Source organism: Nocardia sp. 852002-51101_SCH5132738, from assembly GCF_001665695.1.
In the GTDB taxonomy this organism is placed as follows: domain Bacteria; phylum Actinomycetota; class Actinomycetes; order Mycobacteriales; family Mycobacteriaceae; genus Nocardia; species Nocardia nova.
The window spans coordinates 1-21,603 of sequence record NZ_LZML01000160.1 but is presented as its reverse complement, the minus strand read 5'-3'; the positions used below and the strand labels follow the sequence as shown (position 1 = coordinate 21,603).

Here is a 21,603-nt window from a genome sequence, read left to right as displayed (position 1 = left end):
CAACGAATCAGGCTGGGCCCCCGCGATTCCGCAGGGGCCCAGCCTGATTTCGAAGCCTGATATTCACAGCGACATTCGCGCCTGACGCAACCCCGCACGGGCCGACCTCGAGGAGGCCCCGTTCGCGGCCGGCTCGCCGATGCGGTGCCGTGGCGCAAGCGACGAAGGAGCAAGCCACGGCGCCGCATCGGCGAGCCCTAGGGGCCGGGAACCCGCCGAGCGAAGCGAGGCCGAACTATTCAGCGCCGATGATGAACGCTTCCAGCTGGGTGCGCGCGATGTCGTCGGCGAGCTGCTTCGGCGGGGACTTCATCAGGTAGGCCGAGGCCGGGATGACGGGTCCGCCGATGCCGCGGTCCTTGGCGATCTTGGCGGCGCGCACGGCGTCGATGATGATGCCAGCCGAGTTCGGCGAGTCCCACACCTCGAGCTTGTACTCCAGGTTCAGCGGCACGTCACCGAAGGCGCGGCCCTCGAGGCGCACGTAGGCCCACTTGCGGTCGTCGAGCCAGCCGACGTGGTCGGACGGGCCGATATGCACGTCGTTGGCGCCCAGCTCCTTCTTCAGGTTGCTGGTGACCGCCTGGGTCTTGGAGATCTTCTTGGACTCCAGGCGCTCGCGCTCGAGCATGTTCTTGAAGTCCATGTTGCCGCCGACGTTGAGCTGCATGGTGCGGTCCAGCTGCACGCCGCGGTCCTCGAACAGCTTGGCCATCACGCGGTGGGTGATGGTCGCGCCGACCTGAGACTTGATGTCGTCACCGACGATCGGCACGCCGGCGTCGACGAATTTCTGCGCCCAGGCCGGGTCGGAGGCGATGAAGACGGGCAGCGCGTTCACGAATGCGACGTTGGCGTCGATGGCACACTGCGCGTAGAACTTGTCGGCATCTTCCGAACCGACGGGCAGGTACGAAACCAGCACGTCGACCTTGGCATCCTTCAGCGTCTGCACGACGTCGACCGGCTCGGCCTCGGAGAGTTCGATGGTCTGCGCGTAGTACTTGCCGATGCCGTCGAGGGTCGGGCCCCGCTGGACGGTGACGCCGGTCGGCGGCACGTCGGAGATCTTGATGGTGTTGTTCTCGCTGGCGAAGATCGCATCGGACAGGTCGAATCCGACCTTCTTCGCGTCGACGTCGAATGCGGCGACGAACTTCACATCGCGCACGTGGTACTGGCCGAACTTGACGTGCATGAGGCCGGGCACAGTCGAGTTCTCGTCTGCGTCCTTGTAGTACTGCACGCCCTGGACCAGCGAGGAGGCGCAGTTGCCCACGCCGACGATGGCCACGCGAATCTCATTGGCAGCCGGGTTGACATCACTCATGGCCGACATTTCCCTCTTTCTGTGGTGCCGCCTTCATTGATTGCTCCGCTGCAATCAACTCGTTGAGCCAGCGCACTTCGCGCTCGCTTGATTCGAGACCGAGTTGATGGAGCTGGCGGGTGTAGCGATCCAGTGTTCCGCTGGCGCGTTTGATCGCCTCCCGCAGTCCTTCTCGGCGCTCCTCGACCTGCCGTCGTCTGCCCTCGAGGATCCGCATCCGCGCCTCGGCGGGGGTGCGGCTGAAGAAGGCGAGATGAACGCCGAAGCCGTCATCGGTGTAGTTCTGCGGGCCGGTATCGGCGAGCAGTTCACCGAACCGCTCTCGACCCGATTCGGTCAGTTGGTAGACCCGGCGGGCCCGGCGGGTGACCGCGCCGGCCGGACTCTCCTCGGCGATCAGACCGTCGGTCTGCATGCGCCGCAGCGTCGGGTACAGCGACCCGTAGGAGAAGGCCCGGAACGGTCCCAACAGGCCCGTCAACCGTTTGCGCAGCTCGTAGCCGTGCATGGGTGACTCCAGGAGCAGCCCGAGAATCGCGAGTTCGAGCACGGGCCTCACCTCCTGACTGTATTGAACAGACCTAACCGATGGATGCGATTACAAACTATATCGGACCGATATAGTGAGTGGAAAGGAACGTGTGGCTTCTCTCGGTGGCATGCCGTGCCCCCGCCGACGCAAGTACTCTGGGACCCGTGCGAATTCAGCGGCAGGTGGTCGACTATGCGCTCCGGCGCAGGTCGCTGCTGGCCGATGTCTATGCGGGCCGTGTGGACGTCGCCGAGGTATGTGATGCGAATCCGTACCTGCTGCGTGCGGCGAAATTCCACGGGCGGGGGAGCGAGGTCACCTGTCCGATCTGCCGAAAAGAGCAGCTCACGCTCGTTTCGTGGGTCTACGGCGACGGATTGGGACCGATCGCGGGTTCGGCCCGAACCCCCGAGGAACTGGTGCGGCTGGCCGAGACTCGGGAAGAGTTCTCGGTGCACGTGGTCGAGGTGTGCCGGACCTGTAGTTGGAATCATCTGGTGCAGTCGTATGTGCTGGGGCACACCCCGGCACCGCGGCGCCGTCGTGGTGGCGGCGCTCGTCGGACTGCCGCCGAATGACGGGCACACTCGACTGATATGTGGAGCGGTTCCCATACCGGCCGACGACGGCCGCGCACGCCCGCACCGAGCTATCCGGACCGTATCGAGTTATGGAGATCCAGGCTGTGACTTCGCCTTACGACGATGGACCGAACGGCGGTCGGCCCCCGCGCGGCCCGCAATCCGGACCCGGTGGTCAACCACCGCGTCCGGCAGGCGGCAACCCGCCCGGCGCCCGGCCGCTACCGCCGCGTCGCCAGGCACCGCCCCCGGGACCGGGCGGTCCCCGCGGCGGCCAGCCGGGCGGACCGCCGAATCCGGCCGGTGGCCCACCGCGACGCCCCGGCCCGCCGCCCGGCGGTGACCGCACGCCGCCGATGCGCGGCCCGGCCGGTGGCCCGCCACGCACGGGCGGGCAGCCCACGGTGCGCGGCGGTCAGCCGAATTCGGCCGGTGGCCCGCCGCGCCGTCCCGCGAACCCGGCACCGCGTCCGGGGGCGGGGGCAACGCAGAAGATCGCCAAACCGGGCGAGCAGAAACCTCAGGCCACCCAGAAGATCGCGGCCGGAACCCTCGGTGAGGCGATGGCGCAGCGCGGCCCGCGCTCGACCGCGGCCAACCGGTCGGCTCCCGGTGGCGCCGGGACGCGTCCCGGATCCGGTCCGGGCACCGGCGGACGCCGCGCGGTTGCCGGCGGTACGCCCCCGTCGGGTCCGCCGCCGCGCAAGGGCAACGGCGGCGGTGACGGTCCGGGTGGATCGGCGGGCAGGGGCCCGAAGACCAAGAAGAAATCCCCGTGGCGCATCGTGCGCCGAGTGATCTATGTCCTGGTGGCATTGGCCATCGTGGTGCCGAGCGCGGTCTTCCTGATCGCGTACACGACGGTCTCGATACCCCAGCCGGGCGATCTCAAAACCCCTCAGGTCGCCACGATCCTGGCCTCCGACGGCACCACGCAGATCAGCAGAATCGTTCCGCCGGAAGGTAACCGGACCGACGTCACCATCGACCAGATCCCGCCGCACGTGCGCAATGCGGTGATCGCGGCCGAGGACCGGGACTTCTACTCCAACCCGGGCTTCTCCATCAGCGGTTTCGCCCGCGCCGCGCGCGACAACCTGATGGGCAAGGACACCGCCGGTGGTGGTTCGACGATCACCCAGCAGTACGTCAAGAACGCGATGGTCGGCAATCAGCATTCGCTGAGCCGCAAGATGCGCGAGCTGGTGATCTCGGCGAAGATGGCGCGGCAGTGGAGCAAGGACGACATCCTCACCGCGTATCTGAACACGATTCCGTTCGGTCGCGGCACCTTCGGCATCGACGCCGCGGCCAAGGCCTACTTCGGCAAGTCGGTCGAACAGCTGACGGTCGAAGAGGGCGCGATGCTGGCCGCCACCATCAACCAGCCGTACGGCCTGGACCCGGAGAACAACCCGAAGGGCGCCGAACAGCGCTGGAACTACGTCCTCGACGGCATGGTCAAGGCCGGTTCCGTACCCGCCGCCGAACGCGCCAAGATGGTGTATCCCAAGGTTCTGCCGTCCAGCGCCAAGGACGACAGCGAGAACAAGACCGCGGGCCCCAACGGCTTGATCAAGCGGCAGGTGCTCAGCGAGCTGTCCGAGGCCGGCATCAGCGATACCCAGCTGAACACCGAGGGTCTGCAGATCACCACGACGATCGATCAGAAGGCCCAGCAGGCGGCGATCGATTCCGTGCACAAGAACATGCAGGGTGAACGCGACGAGGTCCGGACGGCGGTCGTCTCGGTCGATCCGAAATCCGGTGCGGTGCGCGCCTATTACGGTGGCGACAACGCAACCGGCTGGGACTTCGCCAATGCCGGGTTGCAGTCCGGCTCGACCTTCAAGGTCTTCGGCCTGGCCGAGAATCTGGAGCTCGGCAAGCCGCTGTCGACGATGTACGACAGTTCCGATCTGACCGTCAACGGCATCAAGATCACCAACGCCGAAGGCGAAACCTGCGGCACCTGCACCATCGCCGAGGCACTCAAGCGGTCGCTGAACACCAGCTTCTACCGCATGGAACTCGATATGCCGGACGGCCCGGCCAAGATCGCGGCGATGGCGCATCGGATGGGCATCCCCGACACGATTCCGGGTGTGGGCCAGACCCTGACCGAACCCGATGGTTCCGGACCCAACAACGGCATCATCCTCGGTCAGTACCAGGTGCGGCCGCTGGATATGGCCTCCGCGTACGCGACCATCGCGGCCTCGGGTGTGTATCACAAGCCGCATTTCGTGCAGAAGGTCGTCACGGCCGACGGTCAGGTGCTGCTCGACCGCGGACAGGTCGCCGGGGAGCAGCGGATCTCCGCAGCAGTCGCCGACAACCTCTCGTCGGCGATGCAACCGATCGCCGCGTCCTCCCGCAACCACGGCCTGGCCGGCGGCCGGCTGTCCGGCTCCAAGACCGGTACCACCCAGCTCGGTGACACCGGTCAGAACAAGGACGCGTGGATGATCGGCTTCACCCCGTCGCTGTCGACAGCGGTCTGGGTAGGTACCGCGGACGGTGTCGCGCTGAAGACGCCCGGCGGCTCGATCATGTACGGCTCCGGCCTGCCGTCGGATATCTGGAAGGACACCATGGACGGCGCGCTCGAGGGGACGCCGAAGGAGAACTTCCCGAAGCCGGCCGCGATCGGCGGTCAGGCCGGTGTGCCGTCCTTCTCGGCGCCCTACACCGCGCCGAGCACCACGCAGCAGGAGTATCAGCCGCCGGTCGTGGTGAAGCCGTCGCAGGTCGAGATCCTGCCGGGCATCACCATTCCGGTGCCGGGCATCCAGCCGAACCCGCGGTCACAACCGCAGCAGAACCAGCCGCAGTCGCAGGACACGGGGCCGCTGCCGGGGCAACCGGTGGCGCCCGCCGACGGCACGTCACCGAGCACCTCCAACTCCGGTGACACCAGCGGCAATTCACGGTCCCAGCGTCCGGGTGCGGGCGTCGGCAACAGTACCGACGGGACAGGAGACGGGTACACCAACAGTCACCGGTAGCCTCGGGTGGCGTGAGTGAACAACAGCCGGTGGCGGCCTCGACGTTCGGTGACGAAGGTGTCGAGACCGCCACCGGTTTCGTTTCCGCGGCGCCCCTCGCGGCGGATCGGAGGTCGGCGGCCCGCCGGGACAAACCCAGCCGCACCGATTCGATGACCGCGCAGTTGAGCAGCACGATCGGCGGCCCGGTCGGCGACCACGCCCTGATCGGCAGGGCCCGCTTCTGGACTCCGCTGCGCATCCTGCTGGCCTTCGCGGTGGTGTTCCTCGCCTTCGGCTGGGCCGGTAAGGCCGGCTGCATCCAGCAGACGACCACCTCGGAGGGCCATCTCACCCTCGACTGGAACAACGGCCGCCAGTACGTGGCCATGTGCTACTCGGACACGGTGCCGCTCTACGGCGCCGAGCATCTCGACGAGGGCGCGTTCCCCTACAAGAAGAAGTGGACCGAGGTCGGTCCCGACGGCAAGCTGCAGACCCGGTACATGGAGTATCCGGTGCTGTCGGGCCTCTACCAGTACCTGGCGATGGAGGTCGCCAACATCTGGATGTCGCTGCCGTTGCCGAAGGCGCTGTCGGTGGTGGTGTATTTCAACGTCGTCGCCGTGGGACTGGCACTGGCCTGGCTGGTGACGGTGTGGGCGTCGGCGATGCTCTCGGGCCGCCGCATCTGGGATGCCGCGCTGGTGGCCCTCTCACCGCTGGTGCTCGTGCACATATTCACCAATTTCGACGCCCTGGCAACGGCTTTCGCGGCCACGGGCCTGCTGGCGTGGGCCAGGCGGCGACCGGTCCTGGCCGGGATACTGCTCGGGCTGGGCGGTGCGGCCAAGCTGTATCCGCTGTTGCTGCTGGGCCCGATCGTGGTGCTGTGCCTGCGCGTCGACGGCCGCGACCGCTTGCCGGGCCTGCGAGAACAGCTGCGGCGCAACGGCAACAACGTGATCGCCGCGCTGCGCGACTATCTGGCCGGGGCGCGGATCAGCCCGCTGCGCGCGGCGCTGGTGACGGTGCTGTCGGCGGTGCTGGCCTGGCTGGCGGTGAATCTGCCCATCGCCGTGCCGTTCACCGAGGGCTGGTGGGAATTCTTCCGGCTCAACAGTGAACGCCATGCCGATCCGGATTCGCTCTACAACGTGGTCACCTCCTTCACCGGCTGGCAGGGGTTCGACGGTCCACTCGCCTCCTCCGACACTCCGACCGCACTGAATACGGTGTCGCTGGTGTTGTTCGCGGCCGCCTGCGCGGTGATCGGCTACATCGCGCTGACCGCCGCCCGCCGGCCCCGGGTGGCACAGCTGGCCTTCCTGGTGGTGGCGGCGTTCCTGCTGACCAACAAGGTGTGGAGTCCGCAGTATTCACTGTGGCTGGTGCCGCTGGCGGTGCTGGCCCTGCCGCACCGGCGAATCCTGCTGGCATGGATGACGATCGACGCGCTGGTGTGGTTCCCGCGCATGTACTACTACCTCGGCACCGAGGACAAGGGCGTCCCCGAACAGTGGTTCACCAGCGCGGTCCTGATCCGCGACCTCGCGGTCGTGGGCCTGTGCGCGTTGGTGGTCCGCCAGATCTACCGGCCCGACCTGGACCTCGCGCGAAGCGACGGCGCCGACGATCCGGTGGGCGGAATTCTGGACCGCGCGCAGGACCCGGCGCTGCCGTGGTTGCCGTCGGCCCTGCAACCCAGGGCGCCGTATCCGGCCTCTGGCGCGAACACCCGCTCATGGGCCAGGATCGACACATGACCGCATTGAGCGAGCAGGCGACCACCTTCCTCGAGTTGCACCGCCCCGGCGACCCGGCGATTCTGCCGACCGTCTGGGACGCGTGGTCGGCGAATCTGGTGCAGGCGGCCGGTTTCGCCGCACTGACCGTCGGCAGCCATCCGCTGGCGGATTCGCTGGGCAAATCGGATCAGGAGGGGATGACCTATCCCGAGTCGATGGCCCGGGTTCGCGAAATCACCGCGGCCGTGGACATTCCCGTCTCGGTCGATATCGAATCCGGCTACGGCCTGAAGCCGGCACAACTGATCGACGGGCTGCTGGAGGCGGGCGCGGTCGGCCTCAACATCGAGGATTCGGTGCACAGCGAGGGTGGCCGCCTGCGTGAGCCGAGCGAGCACGCCGACTTCGTTGCCGGACTGCGGCAGGCGGCCGATGCCGCCGGTGTGCACGTGGTGGTCAACGCCCGCACCGATCTGTTCCTGCGCGAGGACCAGAACACCCCGGATCGCGTGGAGCGGGTGCTGGAGCGGATGCGGCTGGCGGCCGACGCGGGTGCCGACGTGCTGTATCCGGTGGGCCAGCGCGATCCGGAGATCCTGCGCCGGCTCTGTGCCGAACTTCCGTTGCCCGTCAACGCCATCGGTCTGCCGGATCAGGGCGATCGGGCGTGGTTCGCCGAATTGGGTATTGCCCGAGTCAGTTTCGGGCCTTTCCTGCAACGCGCACTGAGCACCGAGGCGAACCGGTTGCTGGCCCGCTGGCAGTAATCCCGGAACCCCGGCACCGAACCGGGTGCGGTTCTGTGACAATGGAACACGCCGATGCCCGTCGCAACGCATGCCACGAAGCCCGAGATGAGCGAGCCGACGGCATGCGAACGGGGCGGTCATCGGCGCTGTGATCGCCGTTCAAGCGACCCACTCGTCGCGGTCGGTCCAGGACGGGTAGTCCGTGTATCCGATCGGTCCCCGGCCGTAGAGACCATCCTCGCGCACCGGTGCCGGCGCTCGCCCGTGCCGAATCCGCGACACCAGATCGGGGTTGGCGATGAAGGCGCGCCCGAAGGACACCAGATCCGCTCGGCCGTCGGCGAGTACCCGCTCGGCCGCCGCCGGTGTGGTCGGCGCGCGGTTCTCGCCGACATTGGCGATGAGTGTGCCGTTCCAGCGCGGGCGCAGATCGTCGAGCGCCGGATAGTCGTCGTTGTCGGTGAGGTGCAGATAGGCGAGATCTCTCCCTGCGAGTTCACCCACCAGGGCGCGATAGAGCGGCGCCGGATCTGCCTCGCGCATCCCGAACTGCGGATTGCCCGGGGACAGCCGGATCCCGACTCGATGCGAACCCGCCACCGCGGCAGCGGCATCGATGACCTCGAGTGCGAATCGCATGCGATTGGAGATCGTGCCGCCGTATTCGTCGGTGCGCAGATTGGTGTTGTCGGCCAGGAACTGATGAACGAGATAGCTGTTCGCCCCGTGGATTTCGACACCGTCGAATCCGGCGGCGAGCGCGTTGGCGGCGGCATCGGCGTAATGCTGGACGGCCTGTGCGATCTCGGCGCGGGTCATGGCACGGGGGTGCGGCGCCGGAGCCTTCCCGCCGTCGAGCAGGTGGACCGGATCGGATGCCGGCACCGCGGACGGACCGGCCGGCAGGGTGCCGTCGATCCGGGCGAGCGGATGGCCCCACCGGCCACCGTGCATGAGCTGGGCGAAGATCCGGCCGCCCGCGCCGTGGAGGGCGTCGGTGACCCGGCGCCATTCGGCGATGTGCGTCTCGGTGGCCAGGCCCGGCACCCACGCCTCGCTCTGCCCGCTGGAATGCGGCCAGATGCCCTCGGTGACAATGAGTCCGGCCTCCGCCCGCTGGGCGTAGTAGGTCGCCACATCGGCGGTGGGTGAACCGTCGGGACGGGAGCGCAGCCGAGTCATCGGCGCCATCACGACGCGATTGGGCAGATGCAGGTGGTGTGCGTGATAGTCGGTCAGCAACAGCATGCGCGTACCGTAGAACCTGACATCAATGTGAGGTGCAAGGAGAAACCGGTGCGCATCGGTGAACTGGCACGACGCACGGGCGTCAGCGTGCGGTCGTTGCGGTACTACGAGAGCCAGGGCCTGCTCGCCTCGACCCGGACCTCCGGCGGTCAGCGCGAATACCGTGAGCAGGCAGTGGACCGTGTCGTTCGCATTCAGGAGATGTTCGCCGCGGGACTGCACAGCCGCACCATCGCCGAACTGCTCCCGTGCATCAACGACACCGACGGCACGCCCGCGGCGACCGCGACACCGTGGCTCACGGAAACCCTTGCCGCCGAACGCAAGCGCATCGAGGCGTGCATCAAGGATTTGGTCCGCACCAGGGACGTGCTCGACGGCGTGATCAGCGCGGCGCGGGGCGAGCCGCAGTAACGCCCGGTCGGGCGCGCCCGCACGTCAGGCGGCCACGCCCGCCCGATGCTCCCGGACACCGCCGGGTACCGGCGATGTCGGCTCCCCGGCCGGCGCGGCATCCCGCCGGGTTCCGGACCGCAGCGAGGCCAGCACCATACCGATCAGGCCGACGCCGAGGCCCGCAATCGTCGACGGGCGCAACGGTTGTGCGATCAGCAGCCAGGCCAGCACCGCCGTGACCAGCGGGGTGACGAAGAACAGCTTGCCGACACGGGTGGCGTCCCAGCGCCGCAGCATGGCGTTCAGCAACAGGAAGCACGCGACGGCGTTGATCGCCACCATCCACACCAGCGAGCCGGCGAACCGAAGGGGATCGGCGATTTGGGTACTGCCGCTCGCGAGCATGAAGATTCCGGCCACCGGCGCGCTGACCAGAACGTGCACAGCGGTATTGGTGCGAGGGTCGACCTGCGGCACGAAACGCTTCTGATAGACCGTGCCGAGACTCAGGCCCAGCAGACCGAGCACACACAGCACCACACCCGTTGCGGAGAAATGGGATTGATCGAAGACGGCCAGTCCGACCCCGATGCCGCCGACACCGAATCCGATCCATTGCCGCACGGTGACCGACTCCCCGAGCACGGTCCCGGCGAACAGTGCGATCACCACCGGATTCAATCCCTGTACCAGGGAGATCACCGCCGCGGACACATGATCGGCCATGGCCGTGTAGAAGGCCCCGAACTGCACCATTTGCATGAGCAAGCCGGCGACGGCGACATGCAGTAGTTCCCGGCCACGCGGCCATGTCGCCCGCACGGCAACGGCATACGCGGCCAAGGCCACCCCGGCGAAGGCGAAGCGTGCGAACAGCACCACCATCGGCGGCGCCGCGCCGACGCCGATGATGCCGGCGATGAACGCGCTGCTCCACATCACGACGAAGGCCGCGGGCGCGGCCGTCTCCATCAGTCGGTTCCGCACGACGCCTCCCAAGTAACCGCTTCAACTGGTTATCAACCCTGACATCGGGGCAACTAACCTGTCAAGGGGGTTACTATGGGGAGGTGTTCACCTTCGTCAGCGGCAACCTGGCCCTGGATTTCGCCGGCACGGTCCAGGAGCGCAACGCCGGTTTCATCGATCTGCTGACGGCTCCCGCCGCACTCGACGAATGGCTGATCGCGGCCGGACTACTGGACTCCGCGGCACAGTGCGACGCGGCCGCACTCGCGCGGGCGGTCGAACTGCGCGAAGCGGTGTACCGCCTGGCCCTGGCCACGAGCGTCGGCGAGCCGTGGCGCGATGCCGACCGCGTGCTGGTGAATCGGATCGCCGACGGGCCGAAACCCTCGATCGCCCTGCGTGCCGACACCGGCGTGACCCGGCGCGGCGATTGCGATCACGCCCTCGCCCGGATCGCGACCGAGGCGATCGAACTTCTCGGCGGACCCGATCGCGATCGGATCAAACAATGCGGCCGCGACACCTGCACACGCCTCTACCTCGACACCTCCCGCGCGGGTTCGCGACGCTGGTGCGATATGACGCTGTGCGGCAACCGCGCCAAGAGCGCGTCGTTCCGCGCTCGCCGCGGCAAGCCGTAAGTCACCGCGCGGGAACGAGTTCGCGCGCCACCGGCGACACCATCGGCCGATATCCGCGCGGGCGGGCGCGGACGAACGCGAAGAAGAAGAACACCAGCAGTATCGCGCGTCCCCACACCCCGAACTGCACGAGTTTCTCGTAGAAGTCCGCACCCGTCCCGCTGCCCAGGGCATGGAAGTAGCGGAAGACCCCGATGCCGAGCGCCAGATCGGCCAGCAGATAGGCGCCGATCGCCGCCCACGGCACCTCGAGCAGGACGAAGAACGGCAGTATCCACAGCGTGTACTGCGGTGAGTGCACCTTGTGGAACAGCAGGAATCCACACAGCATCGCCGCGCTCACGCCCACCCACGGGTAGTAGCCGAGGGCGGGAAAACGCTTCCACCCCAACCAGATAGCCAGCGCAAACGAGACGACCACCAGGATCGGCGAGGCCGTCGCCACGACGTCCTGGAACGACGCCTCCCCGCTCTGCCCCTGCGCGAACATCGGCCGCAGTCCCCAGTACCAGACGGAGTTGGTGGTGATGTCGGCCTGGCGCATCTGCTGAAAAATGAACGAGGACCGCCAGCCGTCGTAGCCGAGCAGCGCGAAGGGCAGGTTGATCGCCACCACCGTCGCGATCGCCGCACCCGCGGCCGCGAGCGCACCGCCCGGGTCGTAGCCGCGGCGGTGGGTATCCGGCCGCGGCTCGCCGGGGTCCGGCTCGCCGAGAAATATGTGAAGCATCAGCGGCAGCACGAAGATCCCTGGATACAACTTCAGGCAGAACCCGATGCCCAGCAGGACCGCCGCGACAATTCCCCTGGTGCGCAACGAATATCGAGTCAGCGTCGTCATCACGTAGACCGCGCCGACGGCCGTGCACACCACCGGGAGTTCCCAGTTGTGGAAGGCGTAGAGCACCAGCGGCGGGCCCACCGACCACAGCAGCGCGACGGCTCCCGACATCCGGCCCAGCATCCAGGCGGTCAGCAGGGCGAACGGCGCCAGCAGCAGGGCCGAGTGCAGCAGGAAGCCGGCGTCGTCGTGCACCCCGGCCGCGCCGAGCCACATCAGCAGTCCGCTGAGCACCGGATATTCCACGGCGCCACCGGTCAGCGTGCCGTCGGGGGTGATGCCGCCGCCGACGTACGGAAACAGATGCTCGTCGATGCCGCGGCCGAGCCAGAGGAACTGGATGTCGGAATAGCAGACCTCGGCATCCTTGATGCGGTCGAAGATCAGACTGCGCCCGTCGCCGTCGAACGGCGCGCCCGCGCAGCGGGCCTTGTTGAGATAGGCGAAGATCAGCGTCACCGCGCAGGCCAGCACCGCGGCCGCGGCCGCGACCCGGCCGGTGGCGCGCGCCCGGACTACGGCATCGGCCACGCGGCCACCTCCGCGGCCACGCCGTCGCCGCCGCCGCGGTCCCAACGATCGGCGGGTCGAATCGGCATGTGCACCACGATAGGTGGGCTACCCCGCGGACGGCGTTATTCCCCGGGAAGGAGACCCATTTCGCACCCGGTGCCCCGGATTCGGGTCCGGACCGGCCGTTCATGTAGCCTTGTCGGGTTGCTGACGCAACGACCCCTCCTGCCACGGAAAGTCCGTGGCCGTTCACAGTCCACAGGAGGTGATGGGTTCCCGTGCGTCATTACGAAGTGATGGTCATCCTCGATCCGAACCTGGACGAGCGCACTGTCGGTCCGAACTTGGACAAGATGCTCAGTGTGGTCTCGCAACAGGGCGGCAAGATCGACAAGGTCGACCTCTGGGGCCGCCGCCGGCTGGCCTACGAAATCGAGAAGCGCGCCGAGGGCATCTACGCCGTCGTCGACCTGACCGCCGAGCCGGCCACGGTCAGCGAGCTCGACCGTCAGCTGGGCCTGAACGAGTCGGTGTTGCGCACCAAGGTGCTGCGGCAGGACAAGAAGTAAGACCCCTGGCATACCTGCCGGAAAGCAAACCGCACTTGTCGTTGCCTGGCCTTAGGCTCTAGCGCAACAGGCGAGTGCACAGCTGATCGCACCGGAGACCAGGAGGAACCATGGCAGGCGACACCGTAATCACCGTCATCGGCAATTTGACGGCAGATCCGGAACTTCGATTCACGCCCGCGGGCGCGGCGGTGGCCAATTTCACCGTCGCCTCGACTCCCCGGGTGTTCGACCGCAACGCCAACGAATGGAAAGACGGCGAGGCACTGTTCCTGCGCTGCAACATTTGGCGTGAGGCCGCGGAGAATGTCGCCGAGAGTCTGACCCGAGGCGCTCGCGTGATCGTGAGCGGACGGCTCAAGCAGCGCTCCTACGAAACCCGCGAGGGTGAGAAGCGCACGGTCGTGGAACTCGAGGTCGACGAGGTCGGTCCCTCCCTGCGCTACGCGACCGCGAAGGTCAACAAGACCTCGCGCGGCGGTGGCGGCAGTGGTGGTTTCGGCGGCGGCAATTCCGGCGGCAGTGGTGGGGGCTTAGGCGGCTCCAACGGTGGCAGTCGCGGCGGACAGGGTTCCGCCGGCGACGATCCGTGGGGCAGCGCTCCCGCGGCCGGCTCCTTCGGAGGCGGCCAGATGGACGACGAACCGCCGTTCTGAACGGCTCACATATCGGGGCCCGCGCTATGCGGCTCCCAGGCAAACGGAGTGAAGACCCATGGCCAAAGCACCGGCACGCGAAAAGGTGCTGAAGAAGAAGGCTTGCGCGTTCTGCAAGGACGACAAGAAAGCCAAGAAGGACGGCTCGGGCACCGGCGCCGTCATCGACTACAAGGACACGGCGCTGCTGCGCAAGTTCGTCAGCGACCGCGGCAAGATCCGCGCCCGCCGCGTCACCGGCAACTGCGTGCAGCACCAGCGGGACATCGCCGTCGCGGTGAAGAACTCTCGCGAGGTTGCGCTGCTGCCCTACGTGTCCACGGCTCGCTGAGAACGGGAGGCAGACGATGAAGCTGATTCTGACTGCTGATGTGGACAACCTCGGTGCGCCCGGCGACACCGTGGAGGTCAAGGACGGCTACGGCCGTAACTACCTGCTGCCGCGCGGCCTGGCGATCGTCGCCACCCGCGGTGCCGAGAAGCAGGTCGAGGGCATCCGCCGGGCGCAGGACGCTCGCCGCGTGCGCGACCTGGACCACGCCAAGGAGCTCAAGGCCGCGATCGAGGGTCTGGAGGGCGTGTCCCTGGCGGTGAAGACCGCCGGCACCGGCAAGCTGTTCGGTTCGGTCACCACCGCCGACGTCGCCGGTGCGGTCAAGGCCGCGGGCGGCCCGGTGCTCGACAAGCGCAGCATCGAGCTGCCGAAGTCGCACATCAAGAGCACCGGCAAGCACAACGTCACCGTGCACCTGCACCCCGACGTGATTGCCAAGTTCGATCTGCAGGTTGCGGCCGCGGAGTGATATCCGCTCCGCCGTCCGGCGGGGTCCCGCATCGGTTCGCCGATGTGCTCGCTCCGGACGGTGGATCACAGTTCTTCGAAGACCATCCCCGTAGTCACTGCGGGGATGGTCTTCGCCTGCGCGCGTTCGCCCGGGCCGGACAGGCCCGTCAACGGCTCTTGTCGCATTTCGGGGCGGAATCGGATCCGACACGATAGAGTTGCGAAAGATTTGCTAGATGGTGACGGCAGGCACCGGATCTCGCCGCCGACGCATCGTGCTCACTTTTTACCCAGCTCCTGGGGATTTGTGGACAAGTAGCCGAACCGACCGTCTGGAATGTGATCTGCGCCATAGCGTGAGAGAGCGGTGTTTACCCAACACGCCCGGCTGTTCATCTTGAATGACACGCCGACGGGATTTCGATCCACATGTGGGAAATCGAAAAAACGTGGTTCCACCTGGTCATAGCCACTGCGCATACCGGGTTATCCCCAGTTGATGCACAAGGCCTACACAACAGCGGGTGAACTGTGCCCAGTTTATCCACAGTTGTTTCCACAGGACGGTTTGGCGATCCCCAACTCGGTCCCTTAGGTTCTTCCAGGCGCCGTCATCACGCGCCGGGAACGCCGCGGTTCTCGCTACGAGAAATCGTTAGCTACAGCGGGTTTCCGATCATGTGATGGCCGCGCCGACGTCCGGCGTGCCATGTTCCGACGTGTCGGTACCCGGGCGTACAACAAGTCATCAATAGGGTCGAAGCCGGGTGGGATCAGGCCGGGTGCGATGAGAGAGGACGGTCGAGTGGCAGTCGTCGACGATCGCGGGCACTCGGACTACAACGATCAGCCCGGCGAGGATTTCGGTCGGCAGCCGCCGCACGATATGGCCGCGGAACAGTCGGTTCTGGGCGGCATGTTGCTCAGCAAGGACGCCATCGCCGACGTCGTCGAGGTCATCCGTCCCGGCGACTTCTACCGCCCGGCGCACCAGGCCGTCTACGACGCGATTCTCGACCTCTACGGCCGTGGCGAACCCGCGGACCCGGTCACCGTCGCCGCCACCCTGGATCGCCGCGGCGAACTCAAACGCATCGGCGGCGCGCCGTATCTGGTCACCCTGACCCAAACCGTGCCGACGGCGGCCAACGCCTCCTACTACGCCGAAATCGTCGCGGAGAAGGCGATTCTGCGGCGCCTGGTCGAAGCCGGCACGCGCATCGTCCAATTCGGCTACGCCGGCTCCGAGGGCCAGGACGTCGCCGAGGTCGTCGACCGCGCCCAGGCCGAGATCTACGAGGTCACCGAACGCCGGTCCACCGAGGACTTCCTGCCCCTGGAGGAACTGCTCCAGCCCACGATGGACGAAATCGACTCCATCGCCAGCCGCGGCGGCATCTCCCTCGGCGTACCGACCGGCTTCACCGAACTCGACGAGGTCACCAACGGCCTGCACCCCGGCCAGATGATCATCGTCGCGGCCAGGCCCGGTGTGGGTAAGGCGCTCGCACTCGATACCCCGCTGCCCACTCCGGCCGGCTGGACGACCATGGGTGAGGTGGCGGTCGGAGACCACCTGCTCGACGCGCACGGACGACCGACTCGGGTCGTGGCCGCCACCGAGACGATGTACGAACGCCCTTGCTACGAGGTGGAATTCTCCGACGGCACGGTGATCGTCGCGGATGCCGAACATCAGTGGCTCACCGAAACACGCGCCTCACGGCGCTCTGCGCAGCAAGCCGCGGCCGGACGCAATCGGTACCGGAATCAGCGGACATTCGCCGAGGTTCGGACCACTGCGGACATCGCCGGAACGCTTCGCTGCGCGACCGCGGACGGGCGTCTCAACCATTCGGTCACCAACGCGGCGCCGCTGCAGCTGCCGGAGCGTGATCTGCTGGTTCCGCCGTATACCCTGGGCGCCTGGCTGGGCGACGGCACCTCCGCCTCCGCCCAACTGACGACCGCGGACCCGGAAATCGTGCTGCGCATCGAGAACGAGGGGCTGATCGCAGTCCCATCGGCGAGCGCCCCGCTGCGCTACAGCCTGCGGTTGCCCGAACCCGGTCCCATCGCTACTCGCAACTGCGTTGTGTGCGGCACCGAGTTCGTGCCGTTCACCTCCGAGGTGAAGACCTGCGGCCGATCCTGCGGTGGTCGATCACGATTCGTATCCGCACCCTCGCCCCGGCCGACCTGCCCGCAGTGTGGCCGACCCTCTACCGGTCTGCGGATGTGCCAGGGCTGCCGCGATACCACCGGCACGGTGCAGGCACGGTTGCGCACCATCGGGGTCCTGGGGAACAAGCACATCCCCAGCGCCTATCTGCGTGCCTCCGAAGCACAGCGGCGGGCGCTGCTGGCCGGTCTGCTCGACACCGACGGCACTGTGACCCACGGCGGTTCGGTGCAATTCACCGTGACGAACGAACGGCTGGTCTCCGACGCGGAAGAACTGATCGTCAGCCTCGGTTATCGATGCCACCGATCGACCAAGAGCGTTCGCGGACGCACCGCGGACAGTTCGGTGGCGTATACCCTCACGTTCGCGACCGACGACGAGGTTTTCGGTCTGAGCCGGAAGAATCTGCTGCACAAGCAGCGTCGGCGCGCGGCCGGAACAGCCCGCTCGCACTCACGGTTCATCGTCGACGTCCGGCCGATCCCCAGCGTCCCGGTCCGCTGTGTCGAGGTCGACAACGCCGACCACCTCTACCTGGCCGGGCGCTCGATGGTTCCCACGCACAACTCCACTCTCGGAATGGATTTCATGCGGAGTTGTTCGATCAAGCACGGCTTGGCGAGCGTTATTTTTTCGCTGGAAATGAGTAAGACCGAGATCGTGATGCGTCTGCTGTCGGCGGAGGCGAAGATCAAGCTCGGGGATATGCGGGCCGGGCGGATGAGCGACGACGACTGGACCAAGCTCGCGCGGCGGATGAGCGAGATCAGTGAGGCGCCGTTGTTCGTCGACGACTCGCCGAACCTGACCATGATGGAGATCCGGGCCAAGGCGCGGCGGCTCAAACAGCGCCACGATCTGCGGCTCGTCGTGGTCGACTACCTGCAGCTGATGACATCCGGTAAGAAGGTCGAGTCTCGCCAGCAGGAAGTCTCGGAATTCTCCCGAAGCCTGAAACTACTGGCCAAGGAGCTGGAAGTTCCGGTGGTCGCGATCAGTCAGCTGAACCGTGGTCCCGAACAGCGAACGGACAAGCGCCCCATGGTCTCCGACCTCCGCGAATCCGGTTCACTGGAACAGGACGCCGACATGGTGATCCTGCTGCACCGCCCCGACGCGTTCGAACGCGACGACCCGCGCGGCGGCGAGGCCGACCTGATCCTCGGCAAACACCGAAACGGGCCCACCGCGACGATCACCGTCGCCCATCAGCTCCACCTCAGCCGCTTCGTGGACATGGCTCGCGGGTAGCGGTCAGTCGCCGCGGCCAGGCGATGTGGTCGACCGAGAGCCATGGTGCGGCCGCGACGGCAGCGGAGGTCATTCCCGCGAAGTCGACGATGTCGCGATGGAGATGGGACTGATCGACGAAACCGGCGTCGGCGGCGACGCGAGCGGGGCGGTGGCCGGCGGCGAGGCGATGGGCCACGTGGTCGAACCGGACCAGGCGGGCGCATTGTTTGGGCGTGATCCCGATCTGGGCGCGAAAGCGCGACCACAGCCGCTGACGGCTCCAGCCGACCTCGGCCGCCAGCGGTTCGATCCGGGCCCGGCCGTGGCTGTATGCCAGTCTCCGCCAAACGAATTCGACCTCCGGATCGACCTCCGGCCCGGTGGAGAGTCGCCGAGCCAGCGCGGCGTGCGCGAGCGCGAAGCGCGTATCCCACGAGCGCGTGGCCCGCAGTTGCTCCTGGATTCGCACGGCTTCACCACCCCACAGTTCGCCGAGCCCGACCACCATGCCGTTCAGTTCCGCACCCCCACCGAGCACCGCGTGGGCGATCACGGGTGAGAGCCGGATCTGCAGCAGGTCGACCCCGCGGCCCGATCCCCGCAACGCGCCGCGAGGCAGGCCGACCACCAGAGCTCCGCCCGTGCGATCACCGTCCACGACCAGCGCGTCACCGACATCGATGAAAACCGTCAGCGCCGGATACGGAATCATCTGCAACGCGACCGATTCCCCGGCTCTGCCGCGGAACCCGGCCATACTCACTCCCGGCATACCCCGCCCCGCCGGCACCGCGACATCCATCGCGGCACCGGCCAGCGACACCGGCTGGACAGGCATGACGCCATGGTACGAGCGATTCACCGATCCGCCGCGCCTGGCGAATTCAGTTCGGGCGGTAGCGCGCTCGCAGGTGGAAACGTTCGCCCTGGGGACCGAGGATGCTCAGGAATTCCACCGGGCGGGCGTCGGCGTTGCCGAACCAGTGCGGCAGGTGGGTGTCGAATTCGGCGACCTCGCCGGTGCCGAGTATCAGGTCGTGGTCGCCGAGCACCACGCGCAACCGGCCGTCGAGCACATACAGCCAGTGGTAACCCTCGTGCGAGCGCGGCGCCGGCTCGCGGTGACCGCCTCCGGCGGGCAGGATCTGGCGGAATACCTGCAGGCCACCCGGATTGCGAGTCAGCGGGATGACGGTCATGCCGTCGCGTGTGAACGGTTGTGGATAGACGCGGGGGTCACCGCTCGCCGGGGCGCCGATCAGTTCGTCCAGCGGAATCCGGTAGGCCCGGGCGAGTGCCAGCAACTGTTCGAGTCCGGGTTTGCGCTGCCCGGACTCGAGCCGCGACAGGGTGCTGACCGGAATCGCTGTTCCGGCCGAAAGCTCGGCCAGCGTCCTGCCGCTACGTCGGCGCAACTCACGCAGCCGTGGTCCCAGCGCTGCCACTACCGGTTCGAAGCCGTCGTCCACGCCCTCACCGTGACCGGTGGCGCGCCCCGAACGCAAAGAAATTTGCCGGATCGTCAAAGTGGTCGTCGTCGCGGCGGAGAAAAAGGCCTTATCGCTGCGGGAAGGCTTCGTGTTTACACGTCGCGGTTCAGATCACAGAACTGTTCCGGCTGGTAACACCGGGCCTGTGGTTCCCGACACCTCTCGTGACACACACGGCCCGTCGGGGGGCCTGTCCCGCTTTCTTGTCGGACCGAATTGGGGATCAGGACATGGCTCTTCGCGAGTTCATCAAACGGCACCGCATTGCCTCTGCGGCCGCCGGACCAGCAGTTTTGGGGGTGGCGGCCATTGTCGCGGCCTCGTGGGGCCTGATGGCGACGCCCGAGACCCGCGATACGCGGCTCACCTCGTCGGTCACCGAATGTCATGACATGGTGACCATCTCGGTGGCCGGTCGCAACGACAGCCCGGACCCGAACAAGACGGCCATGCTGGTCGACGCGAACGGCAATGCGCTGCCGGCGGCGCTGTCGAGTGATTACAGCAGTCACTGGGTCGATCCGGTGGTCAACGCACCCGCCGACAAGGTCGATCCGGGTTCCTACGCCGCGGTGTACGTCGCGTATCCGGCGAATATGAGCACCTACGAGCAAGCGGTCGACACCGGTGTGGCCAATGCCGAGAAGGTCATGCACGACATCGCGCAGGCCTGCCCGGACACCAAGTTCTCCATCGTCGGCTACAGCGAGGGCGCCGACGTCGCGCGCCGCGTGGCCATGGGCATCGGCCACGATCAGCCGGGCGCCGCCGGCAAATACGATGTCGTCGACCCGAAGAACGTTCTGGGCGTGGTGATTCTGGCGGATGCCGGTCGTACCGCGGGCGATGGTCCGTTCCCCGGCGCCCAGGATCCCAACCATCCCGACGGTTTCGATCAGAACTACCAGAACGGCAACAAGCCGATCTCCGGACAGGGCGCGCTGCCCGACCAGGCCGGCGACTTCGGTGCGCTGAACGGCAAGGTCGCCTCCTTCTGCTCCGAAGGCGATCTCACGTGCGCTGCGCCGCAGAACATTTCGCTGCTGCAGCTGGCCGCGAACGTGGGCCGGCAGTTGAACGTCGACGCCTTGCAGAACGAGGGGCTGACGCCCGCGACGGGTCAGGACGTGGCGGTCACGCTGGGCCGGATCGCGATGAACGCCTTCTCCTACATCGCATCGCAGCCGAATTGGATGGCCAGTAACGAGACGTTCCTGCAGGTGCTGCTGAAGGTGTCCGAGCCGGGCTACAAGCCGGGCGACAATCCGCCCGCACCCGCTCCGGCACAGTCGATTTCGACCGATCAGATGGCGCCGCTGGCCTATCTGCCGCAGAAGGTGCTCAACGAGATCATCGGCCTGATCGTCACCAACCAGAACACGATCCCGGTGATCATGAGTGATCCGTACCAGCTGACCCTGGGCCCCAACGGCACCGGTCACCACTTCGACTACTGGCGCGATTCGGATGCCGCGAACGGCAAGCCGATGACCTCGGCCGAGTATGCGGCGGCGTGGCTCACCCATCTGGCGCAGCAGGCGCAGGCGGGTCAGCAGATCGACCCGAAGTCGCAGCCGACCCAGGCCGACGTCCAGGCGGCATACAAGACCGTCCAGGACACCAAGGCGGCGGACGCCAAGGCGGCGACGACCACGAGCCCGGCACCGACCACCACTGCGCCCGCGCCGACGACCGCGACGCCGACGACCACCAGCAGCAGCACGGCGCCGACCACCACGCAGGCCCCGGCCACCACGACTACCACCGTCGCGCCGGCCGAACCGCCGGCTCGGACGCAGGTCGCGGCCCCGGTCGAGACCACGGCACCGACCACCACCCAGTCGCCCACCACCCAATCGACGAATTCGCCGCCTCGATCGGAGCCGACGAGCTGATTCTCGTCCACCACGCCACCGATATCGCCGACCGCGTCCGATCGGTCGAACTGACCGCGTCCGCGATGCTCGCCGAGCGAGCGGCCAACTGAAACGGCCGGGCCCGTTGCTACGGGCCCGGCCGTTGTCGGCTCACCTGGGGTCGGCTACTTCGTGGCCGTCGTGGTCGGCGCCGCCGACGTGCTGGTCGGCTGCGTCGTCGTCGGCTCGGTGGTCGTCGATTGGGTGGTGGGCGACTGGGTGGTGGTCGGTGCCG

At 67.3% G+C, this 21,603-nt stretch carries 19 protein-coding genes; 12 read left to right on the top strand and 7 right to left on the bottom strand.

Features of this window, described 5'->3' with window-relative positions; translation table 11 throughout:
• Nucleotides 1-235 precede the first annotated feature (235 nt).
• Together A5789_RS24980 and A5789_RS24975 are read right to left on the bottom strand one after the other, a co-directional pair.
• Nucleotides 236-1,330: an inositol-3-phosphate synthase gene (locus A5789_RS24980; RefSeq protein ID WP_064906355.1), complete on the bottom strand. Its 1,095-nt coding sequence runs from the start codon at nt 1,328-1,330 to the stop codon at nt 236-238.
• A complete protein-coding gene (locus A5789_RS24975; protein ID WP_036507131.1) occupies nt 1,323-1,880 on the bottom strand; it encodes a PadR family transcriptional regulator in 558 nt (185 codons plus the stop codon). Before A5789_RS24975 ends, A5789_RS24980 begins: the two co-directional genes overlap by 8 nt.
• 146 nt (nt 1,881-2,026) lie before the next feature.
• Between A5789_RS24975 and A5789_RS24970 the strand changes: the two genes are divergently transcribed.
• The 4 genes from A5789_RS24970 to A5789_RS24955 all read left to right on the top strand — a co-directional run bounded on the left by A5789_RS24970 (nt 2,027) and on the right by A5789_RS24955 (nt 7,945).
• Nucleotides 2,027-2,440, top strand: coding sequence for a DUF5318 domain-containing protein (locus A5789_RS24970; RefSeq protein WP_030514161.1), 414 nt, complete (start codon nt 2,027-2,029; stop codon nt 2,438-2,440).
• A gap of 359 nt (nt 2,441-2,799) precedes the next feature.
• Complete coding sequence (locus A5789_RS24965; protein WP_227463094.1) at nt 2,800-5,451, top strand: transglycosylase domain-containing protein; 2,652 nt, start codon at nt 2,800-2,802, stop codon at nt 5,449-5,451.
• 29 nt (nt 5,452-5,480) lie between these two features.
• Nucleotides 5,481-7,196 carry a glycosyltransferase family 87 protein gene (locus tag A5789_RS24960; RefSeq protein ID WP_064906395.1) on the top strand — a complete coding sequence of 572 codons (1,716 nt, stop codon included), beginning with the start codon at nt 5,481-5,483 and terminating at the stop codon, nt 7,194-7,196.
• Entirely contained in the window at nt 7,193-7,945 is a 753-nt protein-coding gene (locus A5789_RS24955; protein ID WP_064906353.1) for an isocitrate lyase/phosphoenolpyruvate mutase family protein, read from the top strand. Before A5789_RS24960 ends, A5789_RS24955 begins: the two co-directional genes overlap by 4 nt.
• 141 nt (nt 7,946-8,086) lie before the next feature.
• On the opposite strand, the gene A5789_RS24950 is transcribed toward A5789_RS24955, so the two are convergent.
• A complete protein-coding gene (locus tag A5789_RS24950; protein ID WP_064906351.1) occupies nt 8,087-9,175 on the bottom strand; it encodes an alkene reductase in 1,089 nt (362 codons plus the stop codon).
• A 48-nt stretch (nt 9,176-9,223) separates the two neighbouring features.
• On the opposite strand from A5789_RS24950, the gene A5789_RS24945 reads away from it, so the two are divergent.
• The gene (locus A5789_RS24945; protein ID WP_063014400.1) at nt 9,224-9,589 is read left to right on the top strand and encodes a MerR family transcriptional regulator; all 366 of its coding nucleotides are present in this window, start codon (nt 9,224-9,226) and stop codon (nt 9,587-9,589) included.
• Nucleotides 9,590-9,613: 24 nt separating this feature from the next.
• On the opposite strand, the gene A5789_RS24940 is transcribed toward A5789_RS24945, so the two are convergent.
• A complete protein-coding gene (locus A5789_RS24940; RefSeq protein WP_227463095.1) occupies nt 9,614-10,558 on the bottom strand; it encodes a DMT family transporter in 945 nt (314 codons plus the stop codon).
• Between the two features lie 83 nt (nt 10,559-10,641).
• Between A5789_RS24940 and A5789_RS24935 the strand changes: the two genes are divergently transcribed.
• Complete coding sequence (locus A5789_RS24935; protein WP_064906349.1) at nt 10,642-11,181, top strand: ABATE domain-containing protein; 540 nt, start codon at nt 10,642-10,644, stop codon at nt 11,179-11,181.
• 1 nt (nt 11,182) lies between these two features.
• On the opposite strand, the gene A5789_RS24930 is transcribed toward A5789_RS24935, so the two are convergent.
• Nucleotides 11,183-12,553, bottom strand: a complete 1,371-nt coding sequence (locus tag A5789_RS24930; protein ID WP_064906347.1) for a glycosyltransferase 87 family protein — start codon at nt 12,551-12,553, stop codon at nt 11,183-11,185.
• Nucleotides 12,554-12,813: 260 nt separating this feature from the next.
• Between A5789_RS24930 and rpsF the strand changes: the two genes are divergently transcribed.
• The 5 genes from rpsF (at nt 12,814) to dnaB (ending at nt 17,980) form a co-directional block, all read left to right on the top strand.
• Nucleotides 12,814-13,104 (top strand): 30S ribosomal protein S6, encoded by a 291-nt coding sequence (gene rpsF, locus A5789_RS24925; protein WP_030514152.1) that lies wholly within the window; start codon nt 12,814-12,816, stop codon nt 13,102-13,104.
• 110 nt (nt 13,105-13,214) lie between these two features.
• Nucleotides 13,215-13,760 (top strand): single-stranded DNA-binding protein, encoded by a 546-nt coding sequence (locus A5789_RS24920; protein ID WP_064906345.1) that lies wholly within the window; start codon nt 13,215-13,217, stop codon nt 13,758-13,760.
• Nucleotides 13,761-13,818: 58 nt separating this feature from the next.
• Nucleotides 13,819-14,091, top strand: a complete 273-nt coding sequence (gene rpsR, locus A5789_RS24915; protein WP_025353551.1) for a 30S ribosomal protein S18 — start codon at nt 13,819-13,821, stop codon at nt 14,089-14,091.
• A 16-nt stretch (nt 14,092-14,107) separates the two neighbouring features.
• On the top strand, nt 14,108-14,563 hold the full coding sequence (gene rplI / locus A5789_RS24910) for a 50S ribosomal protein L9 (protein WP_064906343.1): 456 nt from the start codon (nt 14,108-14,110) through the stop codon (nt 14,561-14,563).
• A gap of 786 nt (nt 14,564-15,349) precedes the next feature.
• Nucleotides 15,350-17,980, top strand: coding sequence for a replicative DNA helicase (dnaB, locus tag A5789_RS24905; protein ID WP_064906342.1), 2,631 nt, complete (start codon nt 15,350-15,352; stop codon nt 17,978-17,980).
• On the opposite strand, the gene A5789_RS24900 is transcribed toward dnaB, so the two are convergent.
• Both A5789_RS24900 and A5789_RS24895 read right to left on the bottom strand, forming a co-directional pair.
• Nucleotides 17,949-18,800: a helix-turn-helix domain-containing protein gene (locus tag A5789_RS24900; RefSeq protein WP_064906341.1), complete on the bottom strand. Its 852-nt coding sequence runs from the start codon at nt 18,798-18,800 to the stop codon at nt 17,949-17,951. The two genes, dnaB and A5789_RS24900, sit on opposite strands and share 32 nt — an antisense overlap.
• A 46-nt stretch (nt 18,801-18,846) precedes the next feature.
• A complete protein-coding gene (locus A5789_RS24895) occupies nt 18,847-19,431 on the bottom strand; it encodes a helix-turn-helix domain-containing protein (RefSeq protein WP_063026037.1) in 585 nt (194 codons plus the stop codon).
• A 251-nt stretch (nt 19,432-19,682) separates the two neighbouring features.
• Here A5789_RS24895 and A5789_RS24890 point away from each other — a divergent pair, with 251 nt between their 5' ends.
• Nucleotides 19,683-21,347, top strand: coding sequence for a cutinase family protein (locus tag A5789_RS24890; protein ID WP_064927347.1), 1,665 nt, complete (start codon nt 19,683-19,685; stop codon nt 21,345-21,347).
• The last annotated feature ends 256 nt before the right edge of the window (nt 21,348-21,603 follow it).